Origin of the sequence: Sulfitobacter sp. 1A13353 (assembly GCF_043557255.1) — a bacterium.
In the GTDB taxonomy this organism is placed as follows: Bacteria; Pseudomonadota; Alphaproteobacteria; order Rhodobacterales; family Rhodobacteraceae; genus Sulfitobacter; species Sulfitobacter faviae.
The window spans coordinates 39,535-57,136 of the sequence record NZ_JBIFFS010000008.1 but is presented as its reverse complement, the minus strand read 5'-3'; the positions used below and the strand labels follow the sequence as shown (position 1 = coordinate 57,136).

The 17,602-nt window shown below is 56.2% G+C and carries 25 protein-coding genes; 18 read left to right on the top strand and 7 right to left on the bottom strand.

Annotated elements, in window-relative coordinates:
- Window positions 1-198: 198 nt before the first annotated feature.
- Window positions 199-369, top strand: coding sequence for a hypothetical protein (locus ACGYLO_RS17945; RefSeq protein WP_394377021.1), 171 nt, complete (start codon window positions 199-201; stop codon window positions 367-369).
- Window positions 370-446: 77 nt separating this feature from the next.
- Here the strand turns inward: ACGYLO_RS17945 and ACGYLO_RS17940 are convergent, their stop codons facing one another.
- Window positions 447-1,586, bottom strand: a complete 1,140-nt coding sequence (locus ACGYLO_RS17940) for a hypothetical protein (protein WP_394377020.1) — start codon at window positions 1,584-1,586, stop codon at window positions 447-449.
- Between the two features lie 246 nt (window positions 1,587-1,832).
- Between ACGYLO_RS17940 and ACGYLO_RS17935 the strand changes: the two genes are divergently transcribed.
- Genes ACGYLO_RS17935 through ACGYLO_RS17925 form a run of 3 tightly spaced genes read left to right on the top strand, consistent with a single transcriptional unit; the run spans window position 1,833 to window position 4,263 of the window.
- Window positions 1,833-3,575, top strand: a complete 1,743-nt coding sequence (locus ACGYLO_RS17935) for an NAD+ synthase (RefSeq protein WP_394377019.1) — start codon at window positions 1,833-1,835, stop codon at window positions 3,573-3,575.
- Window positions 3,576-3,580: 5 nt separating this feature from the next.
- Entirely contained in the window at window positions 3,581-3,919 is a 339-nt protein-coding gene (locus tag ACGYLO_RS17930; protein ID WP_394377018.1) for a hypothetical protein, read from the top strand.
- A gap of 53 nt (window positions 3,920-3,972) precedes the next feature.
- Window positions 3,973-4,263, top strand: coding sequence for an HU family DNA-binding protein (locus tag ACGYLO_RS17925; RefSeq protein ID WP_394377017.1), 291 nt, complete (start codon window positions 3,973-3,975; stop codon window positions 4,261-4,263).
- 3 nt (window positions 4,264-4,266) lie between these two features.
- On the opposite strand, the gene ACGYLO_RS17920 is transcribed toward ACGYLO_RS17925, so the two are convergent.
- Window positions 4,267-4,980: a hypothetical protein gene (locus tag ACGYLO_RS17920; RefSeq protein WP_394377016.1), complete on the bottom strand. Its 714-nt coding sequence runs from the start codon at window positions 4,978-4,980 to the stop codon at window positions 4,267-4,269.
- An 18-nt stretch (window positions 4,981-4,998) separates the two neighbouring features.
- A complete protein-coding gene (locus tag ACGYLO_RS17915; protein WP_394377015.1) occupies window positions 4,999-5,721 on the bottom strand; it encodes a hypothetical protein in 723 nt (240 codons plus the stop codon).
- An 87-nt stretch (window positions 5,722-5,808) separates the two neighbouring features.
- On the opposite strand from ACGYLO_RS17915, the gene ihfB reads away from it, so the two are divergent.
- On the top strand, window positions 5,809-6,093 hold the full coding sequence (gene ihfB / locus ACGYLO_RS17910) for an integration host factor subunit beta (protein ID WP_394377014.1): 285 nt from the start codon (window positions 5,809-5,811) through the stop codon (window positions 6,091-6,093).
- A gap of 142 nt (window positions 6,094-6,235) precedes the next feature.
- On the opposite strand, the gene ACGYLO_RS17905 is transcribed toward ihfB, so the two are convergent.
- Both ACGYLO_RS17905 and ACGYLO_RS17900 read right to left on the bottom strand, forming a co-directional pair.
- Window positions 6,236-7,192, bottom strand: a complete 957-nt coding sequence (locus tag ACGYLO_RS17905) for an MYG1 family protein (protein ID WP_394377013.1) — start codon at window positions 7,190-7,192, stop codon at window positions 6,236-6,238.
- Between the two features lie 265 nt (window positions 7,193-7,457).
- A complete protein-coding gene (locus ACGYLO_RS17900) occupies window positions 7,458-8,762 on the bottom strand; it encodes a hypothetical protein (RefSeq protein ID WP_394377012.1) in 1,305 nt (434 codons plus the stop codon).
- Between the two features lie 232 nt (window positions 8,763-8,994).
- Between ACGYLO_RS17900 and ACGYLO_RS17895 the strand changes: the two genes are divergently transcribed.
- From ACGYLO_RS17895 to ACGYLO_RS17885, 3 genes are all read left to right on the top strand, one after another.
- The gene (locus ACGYLO_RS17895) at window positions 8,995-10,341 is read left to right on the top strand and encodes a nicotinate phosphoribosyltransferase (RefSeq protein ID WP_394377011.1); all 1,347 of its coding nucleotides are present in this window, start codon (window positions 8,995-8,997) and stop codon (window positions 10,339-10,341) included.
- 160 nt (window positions 10,342-10,501) lie between these two features.
- A complete protein-coding gene (locus tag ACGYLO_RS17890; protein WP_394377010.1) occupies window positions 10,502-10,777 on the top strand; it encodes a hypothetical protein in 276 nt (91 codons plus the stop codon).
- Between the two features lie 300 nt (window positions 10,778-11,077).
- Complete coding sequence (locus tag ACGYLO_RS17885; protein WP_394377009.1) at window positions 11,078-11,716, top strand: hypothetical protein; 639 nt, start codon at window positions 11,078-11,080, stop codon at window positions 11,714-11,716.
- Here the strand turns inward: ACGYLO_RS17885 and ACGYLO_RS17880 are convergent, their stop codons facing one another.
- Window positions 11,717-12,037, bottom strand: a complete 321-nt coding sequence (locus tag ACGYLO_RS17880) for a helix-turn-helix domain-containing protein (RefSeq protein WP_394377008.1) — start codon at window positions 12,035-12,037, stop codon at window positions 11,717-11,719. It lies immediately after the preceding gene.
- A gap of 79 nt (window positions 12,038-12,116) precedes the next feature.
- On the opposite strand from ACGYLO_RS17880, the gene ACGYLO_RS17875 reads away from it, so the two are divergent.
- The 8 genes from ACGYLO_RS17875 to ACGYLO_RS17840 all read left to right on the top strand — a co-directional run bounded on the left by ACGYLO_RS17875 (window position 12,117) and on the right by ACGYLO_RS17840 (window position 15,474).
- Window positions 12,117-12,365, top strand: coding sequence for a hypothetical protein (locus tag ACGYLO_RS17875; protein ID WP_394377007.1), 249 nt, complete (start codon window positions 12,117-12,119; stop codon window positions 12,363-12,365).
- Between the two features lie 77 nt (window positions 12,366-12,442).
- On the top strand, window positions 12,443-13,057 hold the full coding sequence (locus ACGYLO_RS17870; RefSeq protein WP_394377006.1) for an NUDIX domain-containing protein: 615 nt from the start codon (window positions 12,443-12,445) through the stop codon (window positions 13,055-13,057).
- Complete coding sequence (locus ACGYLO_RS17865; protein WP_394377005.1) at window positions 13,057-13,317, top strand: hypothetical protein; 261 nt, start codon at window positions 13,057-13,059, stop codon at window positions 13,315-13,317. Before ACGYLO_RS17870 ends, ACGYLO_RS17865 begins: the two co-directional genes overlap by 1 nt.
- Entirely contained in the window at window positions 13,314-13,625 is a 312-nt protein-coding gene (locus tag ACGYLO_RS17860) for a hypothetical protein (RefSeq protein ID WP_394377004.1), read from the top strand. The genes ACGYLO_RS17865 and ACGYLO_RS17860 overlap by 4 nt, the downstream gene beginning before the upstream one ends.
- Before the next feature lie 17 nt (window positions 13,626-13,642).
- Window positions 13,643-13,936, top strand: a complete 294-nt coding sequence (locus tag ACGYLO_RS17855; RefSeq protein WP_394377003.1) for a hypothetical protein — start codon at window positions 13,643-13,645, stop codon at window positions 13,934-13,936.
- Entirely contained in the window at window positions 13,933-14,130 is a 198-nt protein-coding gene (locus ACGYLO_RS17850; protein ID WP_394377002.1) for a hypothetical protein, read from the top strand. Before ACGYLO_RS17855 ends, ACGYLO_RS17850 begins: the two co-directional genes overlap by 4 nt.
- 15 nt (window positions 14,131-14,145) lie before the next feature.
- Window positions 14,146-14,781 carry an NUDIX domain-containing protein gene (locus ACGYLO_RS17845; protein ID WP_394377001.1) on the top strand — a complete coding sequence of 212 codons (636 nt, stop codon included), beginning with the start codon at window positions 14,146-14,148 and terminating at the stop codon, window positions 14,779-14,781.
- A 60-nt stretch (window positions 14,782-14,841) separates the two neighbouring features.
- Window positions 14,842-15,474 carry a hypothetical protein gene (locus ACGYLO_RS17840; RefSeq protein WP_394377000.1) on the top strand — a complete coding sequence of 211 codons (633 nt, stop codon included), beginning with the start codon at window positions 14,842-14,844 and terminating at the stop codon, window positions 15,472-15,474.
- A 17-nt stretch (window positions 15,475-15,491) separates the two neighbouring features.
- Here ACGYLO_RS17840 and ACGYLO_RS17835 read toward each other — a convergent pair whose 3' ends face one another.
- A complete protein-coding gene (locus ACGYLO_RS17835) occupies window positions 15,492-16,031 on the bottom strand; it encodes a hypothetical protein (RefSeq protein ID WP_394376999.1) in 540 nt (179 codons plus the stop codon).
- Window positions 16,032-16,287: 256 nt separating this feature from the next.
- Between ACGYLO_RS17835 and ACGYLO_RS17830 the strand changes: the two genes are divergently transcribed.
- On the top strand, window positions 16,288-17,070 hold the full coding sequence (locus ACGYLO_RS17830; protein ID WP_394376998.1) for a hypothetical protein: 783 nt from the start codon (window positions 16,288-16,290) through the stop codon (window positions 17,068-17,070).
- 1 nt (window position 17,071) lies between these two features.
- Entirely contained in the window at window positions 17,072-17,581 is a 510-nt protein-coding gene (locus tag ACGYLO_RS17825; RefSeq protein ID WP_394376997.1) for a hypothetical protein, read from the top strand.
- Window positions 17,582-17,602: the final 21 nt, after the last annotated feature.

The following is a 17,602-nucleotide window of genomic DNA, read 5'->3' as shown; positions in this document are numbered from 1 at the left end:
TCCTCGTTTGGGCATAGTCTATGGCCGATCTGCGAAAGTTTCGTTCTCCAACAGCATTGCTATGGGAAGAGAGTTGTCCCTCTGCTATATTTTCGCAATATGCCGATGACAAATCCAATCAGTCGAGAAGTCGTCAAGAAGCGCCCCACAGTCGCCATTCTCGTTGCGCGTTTTTGCCGACAAAAGAACTTCGCATCGGTGAGGACCTATGGCGATGTTATCTCAGATAAGATCACCGAGCTTTCCGGTGATGAGGTGACGCTCGATCGTACGGAAGAAGTTCTCGTCTCGCTCAAGCGGCAAAAGGTGATCTCAGGTCGCAGGTTGGTCACGCTCTTGGGCCAGCATCAGCGTGAGACTCGAGGCTGATCACCCTCCTTTGGGTCTTTCCAGATGTAGCCCGCGCCGCCCTGTGCGATAACGGCAATGCTCAGCGCTTCCCGAGGTTAGCCTCTCATATCTCGAAAGTCACAAATCTCGTACCCCGGAGGCCCCCATTTGGTACGCCGGTAGAACTTTCCCCACTTTTTGGTGACCGGTCCGTACAGCTCTTCCATATCTTTTGAACTTGTGCGCCGCGACGGTGCTATCGAAATGTCCAAGAATGCGGCAAGGGGCGACCCTTTGCGTGCAGCGTGTTTTTCAACAGCATCCCAGTCTTCGAACCCGGCCGCCTTGGCGGTGAACTCCCAAGCCATTTCGGGTTCATAGCGCCAGGTCATGGATGAAAGCATGTTGAGCCTGCTTTGAATTGTCACAGCAGCCGGTCCGATCGCAGGCTCCCATGTCCTTACCGGCTCAAGGGGTACATGGACTTGTTTCATCGCGTCATTCCAATGGCGGTAAAACTCCCCAGCTTGGAGGTGGTGGAAGGCCGAAGCATCGACCCCCAAAAGGCTTGAGGATTGGGGGCAGAATCTTCCTTGAAAGACGATGTCTTGACCCAAGATCTCCTTGGGCAATTTATCAATGGACTGACTTGAAACGATAACCAGACAGCCCCCGATTTCATGAAGATTTTTCGCAATCTCACGGATGCGTTCAAAGTCCAGCACCCACATGAGGGATTTGACGTTCAAACATAGCATTGTGTGCGCGGGGACCAATTCCGAGAGTGTATCGACTACGCGAGGCCAGAACGAGAGGTGATCCGTATGCAAATGCGTGGCCACCTCAACATGCGAAAAGGCCGCGCCTTGGTCCAAGAGAGCAGCAATCTCTTCGGCGTCTCGCTTTTCTTCCATCATTGCTTCTGTAATCTTCAAAGCGACACTGTCATCCATTGATATCCGATAATCACGATCGTCATATGTCGAGAGTGTCAAAACACGCCGCCCCGACCTCACGGCATCGCGCTGAAGGGTATTGGCCATATAGCATGCGCCCGATCCAGCCCAGCCTGAGACCCATAGGATCGGGTTGGACTCAACGGCGGGAGGAGCGAAAGGGAAAGGGATATGAGCATCTTTTCTCAAGCCCGCTCGGACTGCCTCACGGTGGGCATTTAAATGACCACGATGCGCGTCAAAGGCTTTCGCCATATCCTTCAGCCCCAACAGGGAAAATGTATCACGCGTGCTTTTCATATTATTGTCCTTCGCTGATCCTCTGTTTTAACGGGTCAAACAAGGTAGGTCATGCCAAGGGGATCGGTTATCCACAGAAACCTGTTTCCCTAAACGGCGTATCGCGCATCTATTAAATTGTATCGTGCAACTTATTATTGACTGCAGATCATATCAGCTCTAATGTCTGATTAACGGGTCTTGGAAACGGGATCGCGTTACAAATTTCGCAAGTTCGCCCGGATCGGGTGGAATAGGAGAACGACCATGTCCCATGAACATCTGAATCTCACAATCGTGCAGGATAATGCCACGGTTGGTGACATCGACGGCAACACCCAGATGGTGCTTGACCATCTCGCGCGCGAAAAAGACGCTGATCTGGTCATTTTCCCCGAATGCTTCCTGACCGGCTACCCGCTTGGGGATCTGGTCACCCGTCCCGGCTTCATTGCCAGCGTCGAGCGCGGTATCGACAAGATCCGCAAGGCTGTTGCCAAGACCGGTGGCGCAGCCGTCCTGATCGGCGCCCCCTTGGCGGGCTCCAACCTTCCCTACAATGCTGCTTTCCTGATCGAGCCCAGCGGGGCGATGCGCACGGTTCGCAAGCGCGAGCTCCCGAACAACGATGTCTTTGACGAGCGCCGTACCTTTTCGATGAGCGACGAGCGCCCGACCCCGCTCAGCTTCCGCGGCTTTAACCTCGGCATCCAGATCTGTGAAGATATGTGGCATGCGGATGTCTCGCGGGGCCTCGCCGATGAGCTGGCTGATGTCCTGGTCGTCCTGAATGGATCGCCCTACCAACATGGCAAGCAAGACACGCGCACCAAGGTTGCCCGTGCCCGTGTTAAAGCCACCGGCCTGCCCCTGATCTACGCGAACCTCGTTGGCGGGCAAGATGAGCTGGTCTTTGATGGCGCATCCTTCGTGATGAACGCCGAAGGCGGTCACATCGGTGCCGCCGCTTTTACTCCGGATGTTATTCACCTGCGGATGACGCGTCATGCAGAGGAAGGCGTAAAACTCAGCTTCGAGAACGACTTCAAGATGAAGGACTACCCCGAAGATACCATTGCGGCAGACTACAATGCCTGCGTGCTGGGCCTTCAGGATTACGTCAAGAAGACCGGCACACCCCATGTTGTCGTCGGCGTCTCCGGCGGGCTCGATTCCGCTCTGGTGCTGGCCATGGCCGTGGATGCGCTCGGGTCAGATCGGGTCATCGGGATCATGATGCCGTCGGAATATACTGGTGATGAGAGCCTCGGCCTTGCGGATGATTTGATGGACCGCCTGGGCGTTCACAAACAGGTTTTGCCAATCGGCGGCATGTTTGATGCGGTGCGCGGCGCCACGCTGGACAACTTTGCCGAGATGGGCGAAAAGATCGGCCGCACCTCGGACCCCAGCACCACCCAAGAGAACTACCAGGCCCGCCTGCGCGGTCTGACCTTGATGGGTGTGACCAATGCTCTGGGCGGGATCGTTTTGTCGACCGGCAATAAATCCGAGATGTCGGTGGGCTATGCCACCCTCTACGGCGACATGAACGGCGGCTTCAATCCTTTGAAGAGCGTCTACAAGAGCGATGCCTTCCGCATGGCTGAATGGCGCAACACCATCACCGATCTGGCCCAGGGTCCGGTGATCGCAGATCCCATCCCGTCGGGCATCATCACCCGGCCGCCCAGCGCGGAGCTTGCAGAAGGCCAAACCGATCAGGCGTCCTTGGGGGATTACGATATCCTAGACGCGGTGCTCTACGCGCTGATCGAGCAGAAAGCCGATGCCCCCATGGCGGCGCGGATCATCACTGCCAAATTCGGCAAAGATGATGTCTGGATGCGCACTGGGGGATACAATCCCGAGCCCTATGCGGAAAAGATCGCAAAACTGGTGCGCGGGGCGCAGTACAAGCGCGATCAGTCCTGCCCTGGGGTGAAGCTCAACCTCACCGACTTCGGCCTTGGCTGGCGCATGCCGATCGCCGGGCGTTACACCCTGTGAGCCATATGGACGACACCACCACGCCCGGCTGCGAGTACAGCGGCCGGTGCGAGGTCTCTGATGAGGACGAAGCCTCTAGCGCCGCTGAAGCACAATGCATCCATTGTGGGGGATGGCGATACCGCGACCACCCCACGGCTGGCAATTGGGGCACTTGGACGCCGGAGGTGGCGCGCCGGGGTATGGACGTCGCTGGGTACGAGCGCGGTGTTGTGGGGCTGCCGGACCGTCTGCGCATCTATGCTGAGACAATGGGCGGGGTCGTCTTGACGCTCAATAAAGAGCAAGCCATCCTTCTGGCGGATGATCTTGAGCGCGGTATTGCTGCGCGGGCTTCTAAATAGGGTTATTGATCCACAAACATGATGGCATCGCAGAGTTCCATCGGGAGGCTAACGTGAAAGACAACGATCTTTTGGTTAAAGTCATCAGATCAAATCCGGACCTGTCATACCGAGAAGCGGTAGGTGGGATGGAAGCTGTCTTCAATGCGATCACAAATGCGCTCGCCGCGGGGCAAAGGGTAGAACTGCGCGGATTTGGATCCTTCGCCCCCAAAACACGCGACTCATATATAGGTCGCAATCCACGCACCGGTGAACCTGTTGCAGTGCCAGAAAAGGTTTGGCCCACCTTTAGAGCAGGCAAGCCGCTCTTGGAACGTCTGAACTCAAAGAGCAAACCCTGATGCTCAGAACTCCGGGCGATTTTCCTGAGGAGGAATGATCCAATCCGGCACGGGTTCATTCTCATGCTCCCGGCCGACATCATCCAAGGCCGGCACCTCTGGCTCTTCAGGGTAGAAGGGATCTTCAACCTTTTGCAGCCGCGCCATATCAGCAAAGGGGTTGTTGGTCATCTGCGAGGGATCAAATGCAGCTTTCGGCTCGCGCGCCGGGCCGCCGACGGCATCATGAAGGTCTGAGCCCTTCATCATTTCGACGTCGTTCTTCTCATGCCAATGATAGTCCTTCATATTCAGGTAATCGCCGGCCTTCGTCATCAGGTCATAGACACCAAGGGTCACGGCAACGCTGAGGGCTGTTTTTGTGCTGTTTTTCAGCGTGTCGAGAGCGAAGGTTCCAGGCTTCATAACCTCTTTGACCGCGGTCGAGGCGGTCTCACCATATTCGCTCTTGATGATCCGGTCGCGGGCCTGCTCAGCCAGAAACTTGGTTGGCCCGTCCGAGGATAGACTGTTTGCCATATCCGCTACATTAAGCCCTTTCAGTGCGGCATTGCCTGCAACGCGCGCCGCTGCCACATCGTCGAATTCCTTGATGTCACCCGGGATGAGGTCCGCGAGGGTGTTGAGAATTGCGGCCGTTTTGGGGAAACGGTCTGACATGCCGATACCGTCGGATTTGCGATGGAAATACTCTTCCCAGAAGCCAAGTTTATTCATGGTCGTTTCCTTATTTTCTTACATGTCTGGCCTGAGATCAGCCTCAGGGTCTTCGATTTCCTTGATGAACATTAGCTCGCCCGGATAGACCGCTCTGCAGCGCCCAGCGGCGATCTCTTGCAGCATCGGCATGAAATCTACCGGCATATCACCCTCAGGTGTCACGACGATGCTGGCGGCGTCACGTTTGGCTGATATGCGTGCCGTGCCGAGCACCTCGGCGCTGGGACTGAAGCTTGTCATGCTTTTGACAGAGGCCGCTCCGTCTTCATTTGGGGAGAACCGCAAGATCGCCCCGTCTGGCCTGCGCAGCTGGCCGCTGCCGTAGAGGATCGCACCGATCTCAACCGGTGTCTCCGGCAGGGGTGGAAATTCCAGCTCGCGTCCCATCGCTTTTTCAATGCTGCGTTTCAGATTTGGATCGGCGATCGCTTCTTCGACAGTGATCTCAAACGAGTTGTACCCACCCGGGTTTTGGTGCTTGCGCATCAAGCCCTGCATGGCCGCCTGCTCGCTCGCGAAAGGCCCACCCGCAGATGGATCTTCAGCGCGCCAATCGAAGGCGTTTTTCGACGTAGCGGAGTTCTCAAGGATGTAGAACCACTGCCCATCGGATAGCCCAACAATATCGCATTCAAGTCCTGAGGACATGGCTCCCTCCGCAAGAAAATTAATTCGCTCCAGTGAGCATAGGTGAACACCGCGAAAACAGAGAACTCTAACGTATGCGAAATATGTCATCTCTCTGGAATAATGAGAGTTTTACCTTTACGGATGACGCACCATATTGTCCGGTAGATTTACAGTCGCGCGTTTTCGGGGGAGCCTATGCTTAAATCAGATCTCATCAGCAAAATATCCGAGGATAACCCACACCTCTTTCAGAAGGATGCAGAGCGCATCGTTAACACCATCTTCAGTGAGATAATCGATGCGATGGCTTCAGGCCAACGCGTTGAGCTTCGTGGCTTTGGGGTCTTCACACCGAAGAAATACGAGGCGCGGATCGGGCGGAACCCGCGCACTGGTGAATCTGTGGAAGTGGAAGCGAAGTACATACCACGTTTCAAGATCGGGAAGCCGCTTCTGCACCGACTGAATGGCAAAGGCTGACCAAAGTATCTGCTGCGCAATTGAATAGCGCAGTGTGACAGCAGACCAATGGCAGTGACCAAAATAGTCGTTTAAGGCCAAGAACTGTCCAAAATTCCCACTTAAGAGACGCAAACTGTCCAAAATATCACTTTAAGGCAGTTTACATGCTCGGCTCAGGATCATCGGGCAGCGCCAGCTTGGCCAGTTCACGCGCGGCTTCCAGCGTGTCACAGGCCGCAAAGAATAGCGCAGTGTGACAGAAGGTGGCACCTTTCACGCCGGTGGCCTCTTCGAGGGCCGCGCCGGTCAGCCCACCCCATTCCGAAGGCAGGTCCCGCAGGTTGTCGTAGGTACCCGCATGTGGGCGCGCGCAGCTCAAGCCATAACCACCTGAAGAGCTGGGCTGGATCACATAGAGCACATGGTCGGCGCCAAGCTTGTCGAGGCTGGGCTGGAAATCTGCGGAATGTGGCAGTTCCAGAATTGGCGACCCGCCCTGATCAGCAACAGCTTCAGCCACCATCTGATGATCTTTGGCAATGCTCAGGTATTGGATTGTCTTGGCTTCGAGCATTGTCATCGTCATGTTCACGATTTTCATGAACTGTGCGTTGGACTCATCGGGTTCGGCCGCATTGAACGCGTCGACCACGGCCGGCAGGCTGATGGCCGCGGTTTCACCGATTTGGGCGGGAGAAAGTGAGCCGGTATCGATCTTGTCGATCGGCAGCACGACATCTGCGTCAAACGCCGCGAACATGTCTTCGATGAAATCATCGTCGATCTCGAGAGCCATGAGGTAGTCCCGGCCGTAGGCTTGCCAGATCAAGCCCAAAGAGGAATAGATCGTACCATCGCTGCGTGTCCGGGCGCCGGACATGTGGTGATCGAAACAACCTGCCGCTGGATCACATCGCCCACCGACATCAAAGGTGATCGCCTGCTCTTCATATGCGCGGATCAGACTCGCATCGCGCGTCCGCACAACACCGGCCTCTGGCAGAATGGTCTGCAACACCGCAGCAGCACAGACATCATCGGCGTGGAAGTATCCGGAATGGGTTACGAGGTATTTGATCTCGCTGAGGTCGCGGGGGCGGTTGTTGGTGACTGTCATCAGAATATCCTTTGATTGTTGAGATAAACCTAAGGGCTCATTGTGAAAATCAGATGCGGTTAAGAGTTCTTCAAAGGAAAAAGGTGCGGCCAAAGCCACACCCTTCCCGTACCAAACAAACAGAGGTTTAGACTCTCTGCGCGCGAGGGTGATTGCCCAAGGCTCGCAGCACCTCTGTGCCGCCGCGCAGCGAGTAGGATGATTGTAGCCTTTCATCTTGCGAAAAGCAACTAACACGATGTACTTCAGCGTATGCCTTACGGGGTTACTCGAACATCAACATCGTCTTGCGCATCTGGAATTCAAAGCGTTTGGCGAGTACGTCTTCACCTGTTTCGATATATGAATCATCTTGAAGCAACTCATTCAGACAGACAGAGATTGGGATAAACGGCGCCCAAGAGCCGATCGACCCACGTTTATAGAGAAACTGGAAACCGTAGAATTCCGCGACATCAGCGATAGGACCAATCAATTCGGAAACTTGGACCATGAAGGCCTCAAGCTTTTCAATTGGAATATTATCATGCCCTTGGATGTCAGCCCGGTAACATGCCATACGCTGTTGCGCGCTTTGCCGAAGAACAACTTGAGCCCGATCTCCCTGCAAAACGCCGGCTGCTTCGACATGTAAGTCTGCCGGAATGTATTTCTCCGTAAACCCAGCACGGTGCAGAGCGAGATAGGTCGCAGCCTCCGCAGCTTTTTCAACTTGTGCAAGCTGCGGGACCGTAAGCGAAATTGATGGAAGGTGTAAATCATAGATTGAATGCGACTGACGGCTCAACCAAGCATAGGTCGCTGGAGAAACACTGCGTGAAACGCTCGGCCCCACGGCGAGGCGGATCATATCCGTCTCGGCATCACTGTCCTTCAGGCCAATTTTTGTTGGGCAAATGGAGAACTGAGGAGACTCATTCTCAGTTTGCTCAATCAATGCGATTACTTCTTTACAGATATCAGCTTGAAAATGCTCAGATTGGCATGCCGAGAAGTGATTATCTGACGTGCGAATTTGTTCTAGTCGACAGATTTCACCAGCTTTGCTGTGGACCACCAGTCCATCCTTGGTATAGCGCTGCATCCTTGCGCGCACCTTCACCTTAATCCAGTCATCGGAGCTATGCTGCTTGAGTTGTCGACCTGAGATCGAGAATGGCAGGGTGCAAATGCGGACACGCTCGTCGTCACCAAGATAATCCTCTGGATATCCGATGATGCAAGAACCGTCCTGGTACGCAATAATGCTACCCACCAAAACATGATCCAGAACCACTGGCACAAAAACAGAGGGATTGATTTGGGTCAGATCCCGCAAACTTACGATAGCACCAGGTTTCCCATGGTCCTGTTTTCCGTTTTTTTCGATGGCCGACGCCATGCTCTCCGTCGCCATAGTCTTAAATGGATTTTTTGGACGGCCAAGAATATAGCTTTTGAACGTCTTCTTAGCTTTCGTCCGCGCCATCCCGCGGACCATAATGGCTTGCTGATCGCTAAATGCCTGGGCCTCGAGTTCCTTAATGCTGTCACAAAGTTCAGGCTTACGAGAGGGCAGCATATCAAGCATCTGGATTCCTAATCTGTGATTTTACGTTGGTTCATATATGTGCATCAATATTTTTTTCGCAACCCTGAAAGTTGTTTAGATGGGGCACACAGATATAAACTTGCACGATGCAACTTAATGCTTGCATTCCCTCTACCCTCGACATAATCTCATGATATCGGGTCACCCCAGACGGTGATCGCGACCCCATAACCCCCATTCGTCCCACCGGGGATGGAAGAAGGAGATCGCCATGGAAGATCTGGCCACCCGCGTCCACAATCACAATTTCCGCATGGACCCCTATGTCCGTTCCCTTCTGGACACCGATTTCTACAAGATCCTGATGTGCTTCTTTGCCTGGAAGGAATTCCCGAAGACCGTCGTGACCTTCGAGGTGAAAAACCGCTCTGCGAAAACCACAAAGCTGCGCGACGTCATCGCCGAAGAAGACCTGCGCGCCCAGCTGGACTATGTCCGCACCCTGCGCTTTACCGAAAGCGAGTTGATCTGGCTCGCAGGCAACACCTTTTATGGCCAGACCGGAATCTTCCCCGGCGATTTCATCGACTTCCTGCGCAATCTCCAACTTCCCGAATACGAGCTCGGCATTGGCGAGGACGGCGACTTCGCTCTGTCCTTCACCGGCACCTGGGCCGAAGTCATGCTCTGGGAGATCTACGCCTTGTCGATCCTCAATGAGGCCCGCTCCCGTGCCGGGATGGCGGGCATGTCGCGCTACGAGCTGAAAGTGCTCTATGCCAATGCCACCGCCAAGCTGGTCGACAAACTGAAGCGCCTGAAAGAGGCCGGCGTGCCGGGCATTGCCGAGTTCGGCACCCGCCGCCGTCACGGATTTCTCTGGCAGGACTTCGTTTTGGAAGCGATGACCGAAGAACTGGGCGATAACTTCATCGGCACCTCCAATGCGCTGCACGCCATGCGCCGCGGGTTGCCCGCTATCGGCACCAACGCCCATGAGCTGCCTATGGTAATCGCCGCGCTGACCGCCCTACGTGCTCCGGGCAACAAGGAGCATCTGTTCCGCGCCCAATACGATGTGCTGCGTCTTTGGGAGAAGACCTTCGGCGGCAACCTTCTGGTAGCCCTGCCCGATACCTTCGGCACCACCCAGTTCCTGAAGGGTGTTGCGGAGGAGTTCCCCGAGATCAAAGCTTGGCGCGGCTTCCGCGAAGACAGCAAGGATCCCTTCGAGGGCGGTGAAGAGAAGATCGCCTTCTGGGAAAGCATCTGCGTCGATCCGCGCGACAAGCTGCAGCTCTTTTCGGACGGTCTCGATGTTGATCAGATGATCGCGCTCCACGCGCAGTTCAAAGGCCGCATCCAGGAAGGCTACGGTTGGGGCACCTTGGCGACCAATGATTTCCGGGACTGCGATCCGCGCGGCGGCACCGAGCTCGATCCGATCTCCGTGGTCTGCAAGGTCCGCTATGTGACCGATCACGTCACCGGCAAGACGGCCTCGGCTGTGAAGTTGTCGGATAACTACGAGAAAGCCACCGGCGATGCCGATGCGGTGGACTTCTACCGCGAGACTTTCGGCGCAGAGGGCGTCAAGAACGCACATGTGATTGTCTGAGCGCCCTTGAGCGCAATGAGTATCGCGCATGCGATCGTATATCCCGGGATGCTTTGAGTGATCGAGACATCCCGGTCAAACAAAAGGAGATTTGAATTGCCTTACTTAAACGCGAAAAACAAAAACATGGGATATTCAAATGAGCACTGAGGCACGTCCGATGCAGAGAATTCTGTGTTCTTTGTTTAAAAGAACCATTGGCAGGCTTGAAGCGGTCCATGAGTTCGCACCATCCTACTGTGTCGCGGCAATCTGTCTAATCCTGATGAGTATTTCAATCGTGGGGTGCCTGTTGGCCTTTGCAGCAGGCATGCTGTTGCTGGCCTTTGGAGCGAGTGTCGTTGCCGCAACGCTGCTGGGGGCTTGCGTGGAGGTCTTGAGCGAGGTCAATCTGGTCAGAGCCTACAGAGATGCCTCTGAGAGCGCTGATGGTTAACATGATTGGTCATTAGAGGCTCAACACCACTCTCTGTGCGAAAATTATATCACGGAAGGTGTTGGAGGGCATGGCGAAGCCCAGCCCGAAACAGAACACACCCGAGATCGTCTGGCCGAGAAAGGAAGAAACCAATGCCAAACCTCACCCTTAACCAGGACAATTCCGCCCGTTCATGTAGCTGTGGGGCGCGGACATTCTCCGCTACTGCATGGAATGTCATGACGGAGGCGCAGCGCGCGAGTGCCGAAGCACGGCCGTGCCAGACTTGCGCCCATGATAAGGCGCAGCGGTGATCCCATGAGCAGCATCATCGCAGAGAAAACTCTTCCGCAGGGCACCAAGGTGTCCTGCATCAGCGAGCCTCTCCAGACCGGCGTCGTGGAGGGGCCTTCCGAGTATGAGGGTGGCGTTTTCGTGCGCTTCTCGCCCTCCCTCGCCTACGCCTGCTCTATCTCCGGCTTGCGCGTCCTCGAGTACCCGGATGAACCGGTGATCTACGAGGTCACCAAAGGCAGCCAGGTGGAGCGGGTGACAGAACCTGGCCGACGGGGAGAGGTGACCTCGGTCGACAACACCGGAAGAGCGCGCATTCGCTGGCCCGGCGGTATGATCGGCAGTGAGCGCATCGAGCGGCTGCGCGTCATTCAGCCCGCTATTCAGGATATGGACTTCGAGAACCTCGGCTGCGAAATCTGCCGGGAGCCTGCCATGGTCGGGCGCTTCTCCGAGCCGCGCCTCATGGCAGTGGGAAGCATGTTCGTCTCGGTGCATCACGTTTTTCGGGAATGCGCCTCCTGCGGCGCCATGCATCATCACCCAGATGATCATGATCACCGCAAAGAAGGGCTGCGCAAGGGAAACGCCTGGCTCGGACGCCCGGCGGATTATCCGTCAGCACCTCTGGCGCTTGTTGAAGAAGAGTGGATGGTGGAATGACTAGGACCTTCGGCGCGCTCGAGAGGATCTCTCGATATCAAGGCGTGTCGCATATGCATCTGCATGAGGGTCCATCAAAGCTTCTAATTGCTCGACGCGATCGAACAGCCACAAAGCCGTAGCGTATATCCCGAGTGATACGGCCGGATCGCCAGCCTCCATGCGCCTTAGAGTGGGCACAGAGACATTCATCCGCGCTGACATCGCGCGCAAGCTCTCGCCGCGTCGCTCTCTTGCAATGCGCAAATCGGCGCCAAGGGTGGTGATTGAGCGTACTGCTAAATTTGGTAGCGACTGGAGCGCCGTGGAGGATTTGGACATAAACTTTCACACTTCGTCACTCTTGTGTATATATAGTTTCACATATAATTCTCGGAGTAAATAAATTTGAGACGTTGCCATGACGCTGCACAACAAATCTGAGTTCAATACACCCGAAATCGTGGCGCGCCTCAAAGCCCATGGCATGGAGGTCGACACGCCGAGTATGCTCAGCGACGCCTTCCGGCTGGGTTTTCTTTCGGCTTCACCGGATTGGCAGCCGCAGCGCTGTGAGGCCTGTACATGCGACTTCGGGGGCGCTGATTGCGATGCTATCAAACGGCCGGAGAAATACGCCGCGGCGAAGCAGTCAAAACCTCAAGTTTAACCACAGGCGACATTGTGAAAAACGTCGCAGCGCATAAATATAAACAAGCCAGCCACACTACACACAGAAAGAACCTCATGACCAAAAGCTTCACCATCGAGAGCCAGGAAACCAAGTTCGACGGCTTCTACCAGGTCGATCAGCTGACACTGCGCTCGACCGGTGTCGAGGGCAGCTACACCCGCGAGGTCTTCATGCGCGGCCATTCGGCCTGTGTCCTGGTCTATGACCCGGCCCTCGACAAGGTTCTGCTGATCGAAGAGCTGCGCGCGGGCAACATCGCCGCGGGACTGCCGGCCGAGCAATGCTTTGCGCTCTCGCCCATCGCGGGCATGGTCGATCATGGCGAAGAGCCCATGCACGCAGTTATCCGGGAAGGCAAGGAGGAGGCTGGCATCAATCTGGCCGGACAGTGTTTCTATGGCCCGCGGCGCACGCTCCCCTCCCCCGGCGGGTCGAGCGAGATCATCCATCACTACCTGGCGATCGCCGATTTGAGCCAGGTGAAGGATGGCGAGACATTCGGCGAAGCTGGGGAGCATGAGCATACTACCGTGCGCCTGATGTCCCTCGAGGAGGCCGAAGAGAAGGTCATGGGCGGCATCGCCAATGGTCTTACCGCCACCTGCCTCATCTGGCTGGAGAATATGATCCTGACAGGTCGCATCGAGAAGAAGAAAGAAGCCGCGTGATGCCTGACTTCAACCGCATCAAGTTCAAGAAAAACGGCCGTATCGTTATCACCGGCAACCCCGAAGTCGAAGTGGCCAGCTGGGAGAAGGACCCCGTACAGGGCTGGAACATCACCTGCACCCTGCCGGGCATGACCGACCGGTCGACCAACGCCCTGCCGCGCTCGGCGGCGAACCCTATGATTATGCGCTGGCATGCCGAGGCAGAAGCCGCGGCAGAAGCAGCAGCACAAGACAATGGAGAGGATTACCAGCCATGAAGATTAAAGGCGGTGAGCTGAAGCTCTGGATGGATGAGGATTGGCCTGGCGATGATTTCTATTGGGATCATGACCTTTTTGACGATGAGCCTGATGTCGAGCTGACCTATGACACCGATGACCTGGGACCTTTACTCTATCAGGGGCATGATGAAGACCCGACGGATGGCGCGGGCTACGATCTCGCAAAGCTCATCCGGCGCTGGCGCAAGACGACCGGCAAGACGGTCTTCACTGTTGCTGTGCCGAAGGAGAAAGAGGCGGAGTTCAAAGCCTACGTCAAAAGCCTCGGTGGCAGTACGCTGTGACATTCAAAGGAGGCTCCATGCGCGCTCGACCCTGCATTCACTGCGATGTCTCTCACCCCGTCGTGCCTCAGGCTGCGCCGGCCATCGCCACCTATCGTGGCACCTCTGTCGATGTCACCGTTGTGCGGAGAGTGTGTGAAGTGACGAAACGCACCTTCGTGAACACGAGGGACCATGACCACCGCGCCGAGGCACGCGATAAGCTGAATGTCATCCTCGGCAATCCGGCTGGAACCCGTCTGCCCGGAATTGAGGTGCAGGTAACCGGTGAGATGGGGAGTGCGCCCCTTCCCGATCGAGGTCGCGCATGATTGCGCCTATGCGCGACGCCCAGCGCAATTCGGCCGGGGCCGCGGCGGTCGAGGAGAGCGATTTCGACGAATGGCTTTTCTGGCAGTCTAACGTGATGTTGGACCTTTCTCTGGAGCATCAGAAAATGCGGTACCGAGACGACAAAGCATGGCACCAGCGTAGCCACGCCCAGCCCTATCAATCCAAAGCCTGAAAGGTGAAGAAGCTTATGAGCCAGAACCGCAAAGTCACCGTCAACGAAGTCAAACGTGTCTATGACGGGTTCTTCAAGGTTGATGAATACAGCCTGCGCCAGGAAGCCGAAGGACGCGACTTCGAGTTCAAGCGCCTGAACTTCGAGCGCGGCCATGCCGCCGCGGTGCTTCTTTATGATCCCGAGCGCGATACGGTGCTTTGTGTCGAGGAATTCCGCATCGGCAACCTGGCGGCCGGGATGGAAGGTGAGCAGAGTTTCAGCCTGGGCCCGATTGCCGGGATGATCGATGAAGATGAGTATCCCGTTGATGCGGCGATCCGCGAAGCGCGCGAAGAGGCCGGCGTCGAGATTTCCGAGAGCGACATCATCGCCGAGTTTACCACCCTGCCCTCGCCCGGCGGATCCAGCGAAACCGTGACCATGATCTTGGCCACAGCTGATCTCAGCGGTCTGGGAAATGGCGTTTTCGGCATGGATGATGAAGCCGAGCAGACTTGGCGCCGCATCCTGCCGCGCGAAGAGGTTATGCAGCTGGTCGAGACCCAACCAATGACAGGTCACCTGTCGGCGCTGATGATGAAGTTGGAGATCCTGCGGCTTAAGGATGCAGTACCGATGCCGTCGCGGACAGAGACGCCGTTGTACTGATCAGTATTCTGTGCATCGTTACTCATAGACGACCAGCTAAGACAAAGTCCGGGGGGGGCGATGATGGATAAACCAGCGCCAGCAAACACGCGCAGCAAAACCTTCAGAGCCTGGGCGCGAGACATTTCCCAAGCGGTCAAGCAAAAGCGAGACTTCGGCCGTTCGGTTGATATCAACGGTGAGATGGCGCGCGCGATGGAGCGCGCCTACCAGCAAGGCTTTGAGGACCGTGCCAGCGGCCGCAACCCACTAGGTGAAAGCAAGGTCACGGGAAAACCTAGAAAGCCAAATGCCGCCACTGATCCGAATGACCCCACGCCTCTCGATCGAGACGACATCAGCGACAAAATCCATGGCGCTTTCTATAGCATCTGCCTTCATAAGTGGGGTCTCAGAGAGCATGAGCACGAGACACCCAAGACGGCCGTCTACATGCAGGACGAGGTCTCCTACGACTTCGGGAAAGAGCCGCGCTGGAGACTGATCGCCCATTCCAAGAGCCACGATGAAAAGGGGCTTGCGCATCGGACGCTGATGCAGCTGGTGAAGATCGGTCTGCTCTATGAAGTCGAGATCGACCACGATGCCTTCCGGACGCGCAATCTTCTGGCTCTATCTCCGAAAGGGGATGCGACTTACCACTATCACAACAAGCTTACTGAACAGCGCCGGAGAGCCCGCCAAGGTTACTGATCCGGGCTTCGATCTCTTTAGGGCTCAGGTGACAGATCGTCTTCTGACGGCTCAGCGGCTTCCATGACAGCTCTGTTCGCCTCCGCATAGGGTGTCACGGCCAGGATGCGTTCAGGGGCTATCACACCGGCATAGGATACGACCTTGTCGACCTCGAGCGCTTCACGCCAGAAGCCGCGCAGCACCGACTGGTAGAGACTGTCATCCTCTCCATCGATGAGCGTCTTGAAGGCTTTGCGGACCGCGGCCTTTGGGAGGTTGTAAGCTTCCGAAAACTCCTCGGCGGCTTCACGCAGATCTGCGGCGTCTTCCACGTATTCGAGATGCTCGCCATCGATGAGGCTGTAGAGGGAGTCGTCGCAGTGAAAGGCGTCTTCATCAAGGCCCGCGGCGTCGATCGTCAGGACAACAACCTCCTCCTCGCCCTCTTCAAACAGCGCGGTGTTCAGGTTCTCGCTGTTCGCCTGGCTGCTGAGAAACACGCAGGGCTTCGGGAGAGGATATTCCATAGAGCCATGGATGGCGCCGTAATAGGACGGTGAAAGCCCCTCGGACATGATGCTGTCCAGGGAGGATTTTCGCGTGGCGTGGTATAAGATCATGGGGCGCTCGCTACTGTTCATTCGATGATCACATAGGTGTGCGAAATCCTATATACACGTGATACCCCTTCAAATTAACTTGCAAAATGCAATTTAAGAATTGACCCTCTGCGAAAAAGACCATACCTTACCGTTATCGGGCACTGCTTCGGCGGCGTCGCGACCCCACAACCCAATTCGTCGCGCGACGCGATGGAAAAGGAGAAGCCAAATGGCCCGCAAGAAGATTGAGGTAGATCCCCGTATCGGCAATGACCGCACCGGGTTGATGATCACCAGAGGCCAGGTCGAACACCTCGGCCACGGCGCGCTGAAAGCGCAAATGATGCTCGACAACTCCCGCAACGTGATCGGCTTTGGCTCCAGCCAGAAGTCCGGCGAGTTCGGCAACCCGCTGACCCAAGACCAGAAGAAGCGCGCCCAGCAAGGTGCTTGGGGCGACGCCTTCTCGATGGTCTTTCTGCAGGACATTGGCGCCACGGACAGATCCTCGGACTGGGCGGACTATGTCTTTGACCGCATCGCCAGCCACCAGCTGCCCGAACCCACCGATCTCTACGCAGGCTCGGTACATGAGGCACGCTGGTATGAAGATCATTTTGCACCTCTGAAGGGCAGCCCCACCTACCGCCGGGGTCTCTTTGATGTTTGGGAAAGCTTTGAGACCGGCAAGCGCATCCATATCCTCGACCGCAAGCTGCACATCGCCATCTCCTCGTCCGAGGTTCGGACATTGATCGAGCGACGCGATCGGGATTGGCGCGACATGGTGCCGGCGAAGCTCTGGGACTTCTACGAATGGGAATATCCGCCCCATCTGCGTGATGCGATTGACCTCTCAGACACTGAGGAATTCTGGCCAGACACCAAGGACTTCCCAATTGGGACCAAAGGCATTCGGGATGGAGATGAGGATACCGTCTACATCCTGCGCGCCGACGGCAAGTGGCGGCCGCGGACGGATGCTGACAACGCAAAGAGCCTTGGAGACTGAGATGCCGTTCAAAATGACCAAGAACCGACATGCCGTGCTGACAAAACTTGCTGGGGAAACTGATCCTCTGTTCAGCCGGGATTTTGCCGATATCGCGACAATCGTCCATGGCCGTTGGGAATGGGCCGCACCCATCCTGCGCGACCTTGAGAAGGCGGAGTATACCCGCCGGAGTGGTGCGAAAACCCACATGGGACAAGCCTTCGAGATCACCAGCGCCGGCCGCGCGGCACTCGCGCAGAAACCAGCTGAGATCAAGCGCAGCGGCAAGTTGAGCGTGAACATGCATAACGCGCTTATCTACACGGCTCAGCGTCAAGAGAAGGGCTATCCTTACGAGACCTGCTCAAACCGCAGCACCCTTGAGGCGCTCGAAGCGCGCAATCTTGTAACCATCGAACGGCGCCCCGGGAGCTGGCAGCATGTGCGCCTTACGGAAGAGGGGCGCGTGAAAGCCAGCGAACTGATGGGGAAAGACGTCGTCATTGCGCCGCAACATGATTATGATTGAGATCGTCCAATATCCAGAAAC

Bases quoted from the DNA above. Each gene is read 5' to 3' on its own strand.
- ACGYLO_RS17875 (WP_394377007.1), top strand. From the start codon at position 12,117: ATGACGCTGCACAACAAATCTGAGTTCAATACACCCGAAATCGTGGCG.
- ACGYLO_RS17880 (WP_394377008.1), bottom strand. From the start codon at position 12,037: ATGTCCAAATCCTCCACGGCGCTCCAGTCGCTACCAAATTTAGCAGTA.
- ACGYLO_RS17885 (WP_394377009.1), top strand. From the start codon at position 11,078: ATGAGCAGCATCATCGCAGAGAAAACTCTTCCGCAGGGCACCAAGGTG.
- ACGYLO_RS17865 (WP_394377005.1), top strand. From the start codon at position 13,057: ATGCCTGACTTCAACCGCATCAAGTTCAAGAAAAACGGCCGTATCGTT.
- ACGYLO_RS17860 (WP_394377004.1), top strand. From the start codon at position 13,314: ATGAAGATTAAAGGCGGTGAGCTGAAGCTCTGGATGGATGAGGATTGG.
- ACGYLO_RS17835 (WP_394376999.1), bottom strand. From the start codon at position 16,031: ATGTCCGAGGGGCTTTCACCGTCCTATTACGGCGCCATCCATGGCTCT.
- ACGYLO_RS17830 (WP_394376998.1), top strand. From the start codon at position 16,288: ATGGCCCGCAAGAAGATTGAGGTAGATCCCCGTATCGGCAATGACCGC.
- ACGYLO_RS17895 (WP_394377011.1), top strand. From the start codon at position 8,995: ATGGAAGATCTGGCCACCCGCGTCCACAATCACAATTTCCGCATGGAC.
- ACGYLO_RS17930 (WP_394377018.1), top strand. From the start codon at position 3,581: ATGGACGACACCACCACGCCCGGCTGCGAGTACAGCGGCCGGTGCGAG.
- ACGYLO_RS17935 (WP_394377019.1), top strand. From the start codon at position 1,833: ATGTCCCATGAACATCTGAATCTCACAATCGTGCAGGATAATGCCACG.
- ACGYLO_RS17900 (WP_394377012.1), bottom strand. From the start codon at position 8,762: ATGCTTGATATGCTGCCCTCTCGTAAGCCTGAACTTTGTGACAGCATT.
- ACGYLO_RS17850 (WP_394377002.1), top strand. From the start codon at position 13,933: ATGATTGCGCCTATGCGCGACGCCCAGCGCAATTCGGCCGGGGCCGCG.
- ACGYLO_RS17920 (WP_394377016.1), bottom strand. From the start codon at position 4,980: ATGAATAAACTTGGCTTCTGGGAAGAGTATTTCCATCGCAAATCCGAC.
- ACGYLO_RS17940 (WP_394377020.1), bottom strand. From the start codon at position 1,586: ATGAAAAGCACGCGTGATACATTTTCCCTGTTGGGGCTGAAGGATATG.
- ACGYLO_RS17855 (WP_394377003.1), top strand. From the start codon at position 13,643: ATGCGCGCTCGACCCTGCATTCACTGCGATGTCTCTCACCCCGTCGTG.
- ACGYLO_RS17870 (WP_394377006.1), top strand. From the start codon at position 12,443: ATGACCAAAAGCTTCACCATCGAGAGCCAGGAAACCAAGTTCGACGGC.
- ACGYLO_RS17845 (WP_394377001.1), top strand. From the start codon at position 14,146: ATGAGCCAGAACCGCAAAGTCACCGTCAACGAAGTCAAACGTGTCTAT.
- ihfB (WP_394377014.1), top strand. From the start codon at position 5,809: ATGCTTAAATCAGATCTCATCAGCAAAATATCCGAGGATAACCCACAC.
- ACGYLO_RS17890 (WP_394377010.1), top strand. From the start codon at position 10,502: ATGCAGAGAATTCTGTGTTCTTTGTTTAAAAGAACCATTGGCAGGCTT.
- ACGYLO_RS17840 (WP_394377000.1), top strand. From the start codon at position 14,842: ATGATGGATAAACCAGCGCCAGCAAACACGCGCAGCAAAACCTTCAGA.
- ACGYLO_RS17905 (WP_394377013.1), bottom strand. From the start codon at position 7,192: ATGACAGTCACCAACAACCGCCCCCGCGACCTCAGCGAGATCAAATAC.
- ACGYLO_RS17825 (WP_394376997.1), top strand. From the start codon at position 17,072: ATGCCGTTCAAAATGACCAAGAACCGACATGCCGTGCTGACAAAACTT.
- ACGYLO_RS17915 (WP_394377015.1), bottom strand. From the start codon at position 5,721: ATGACATATTTCGCATACGTTAGAGTTCTCTGTTTTCGCGGTGTTCAC.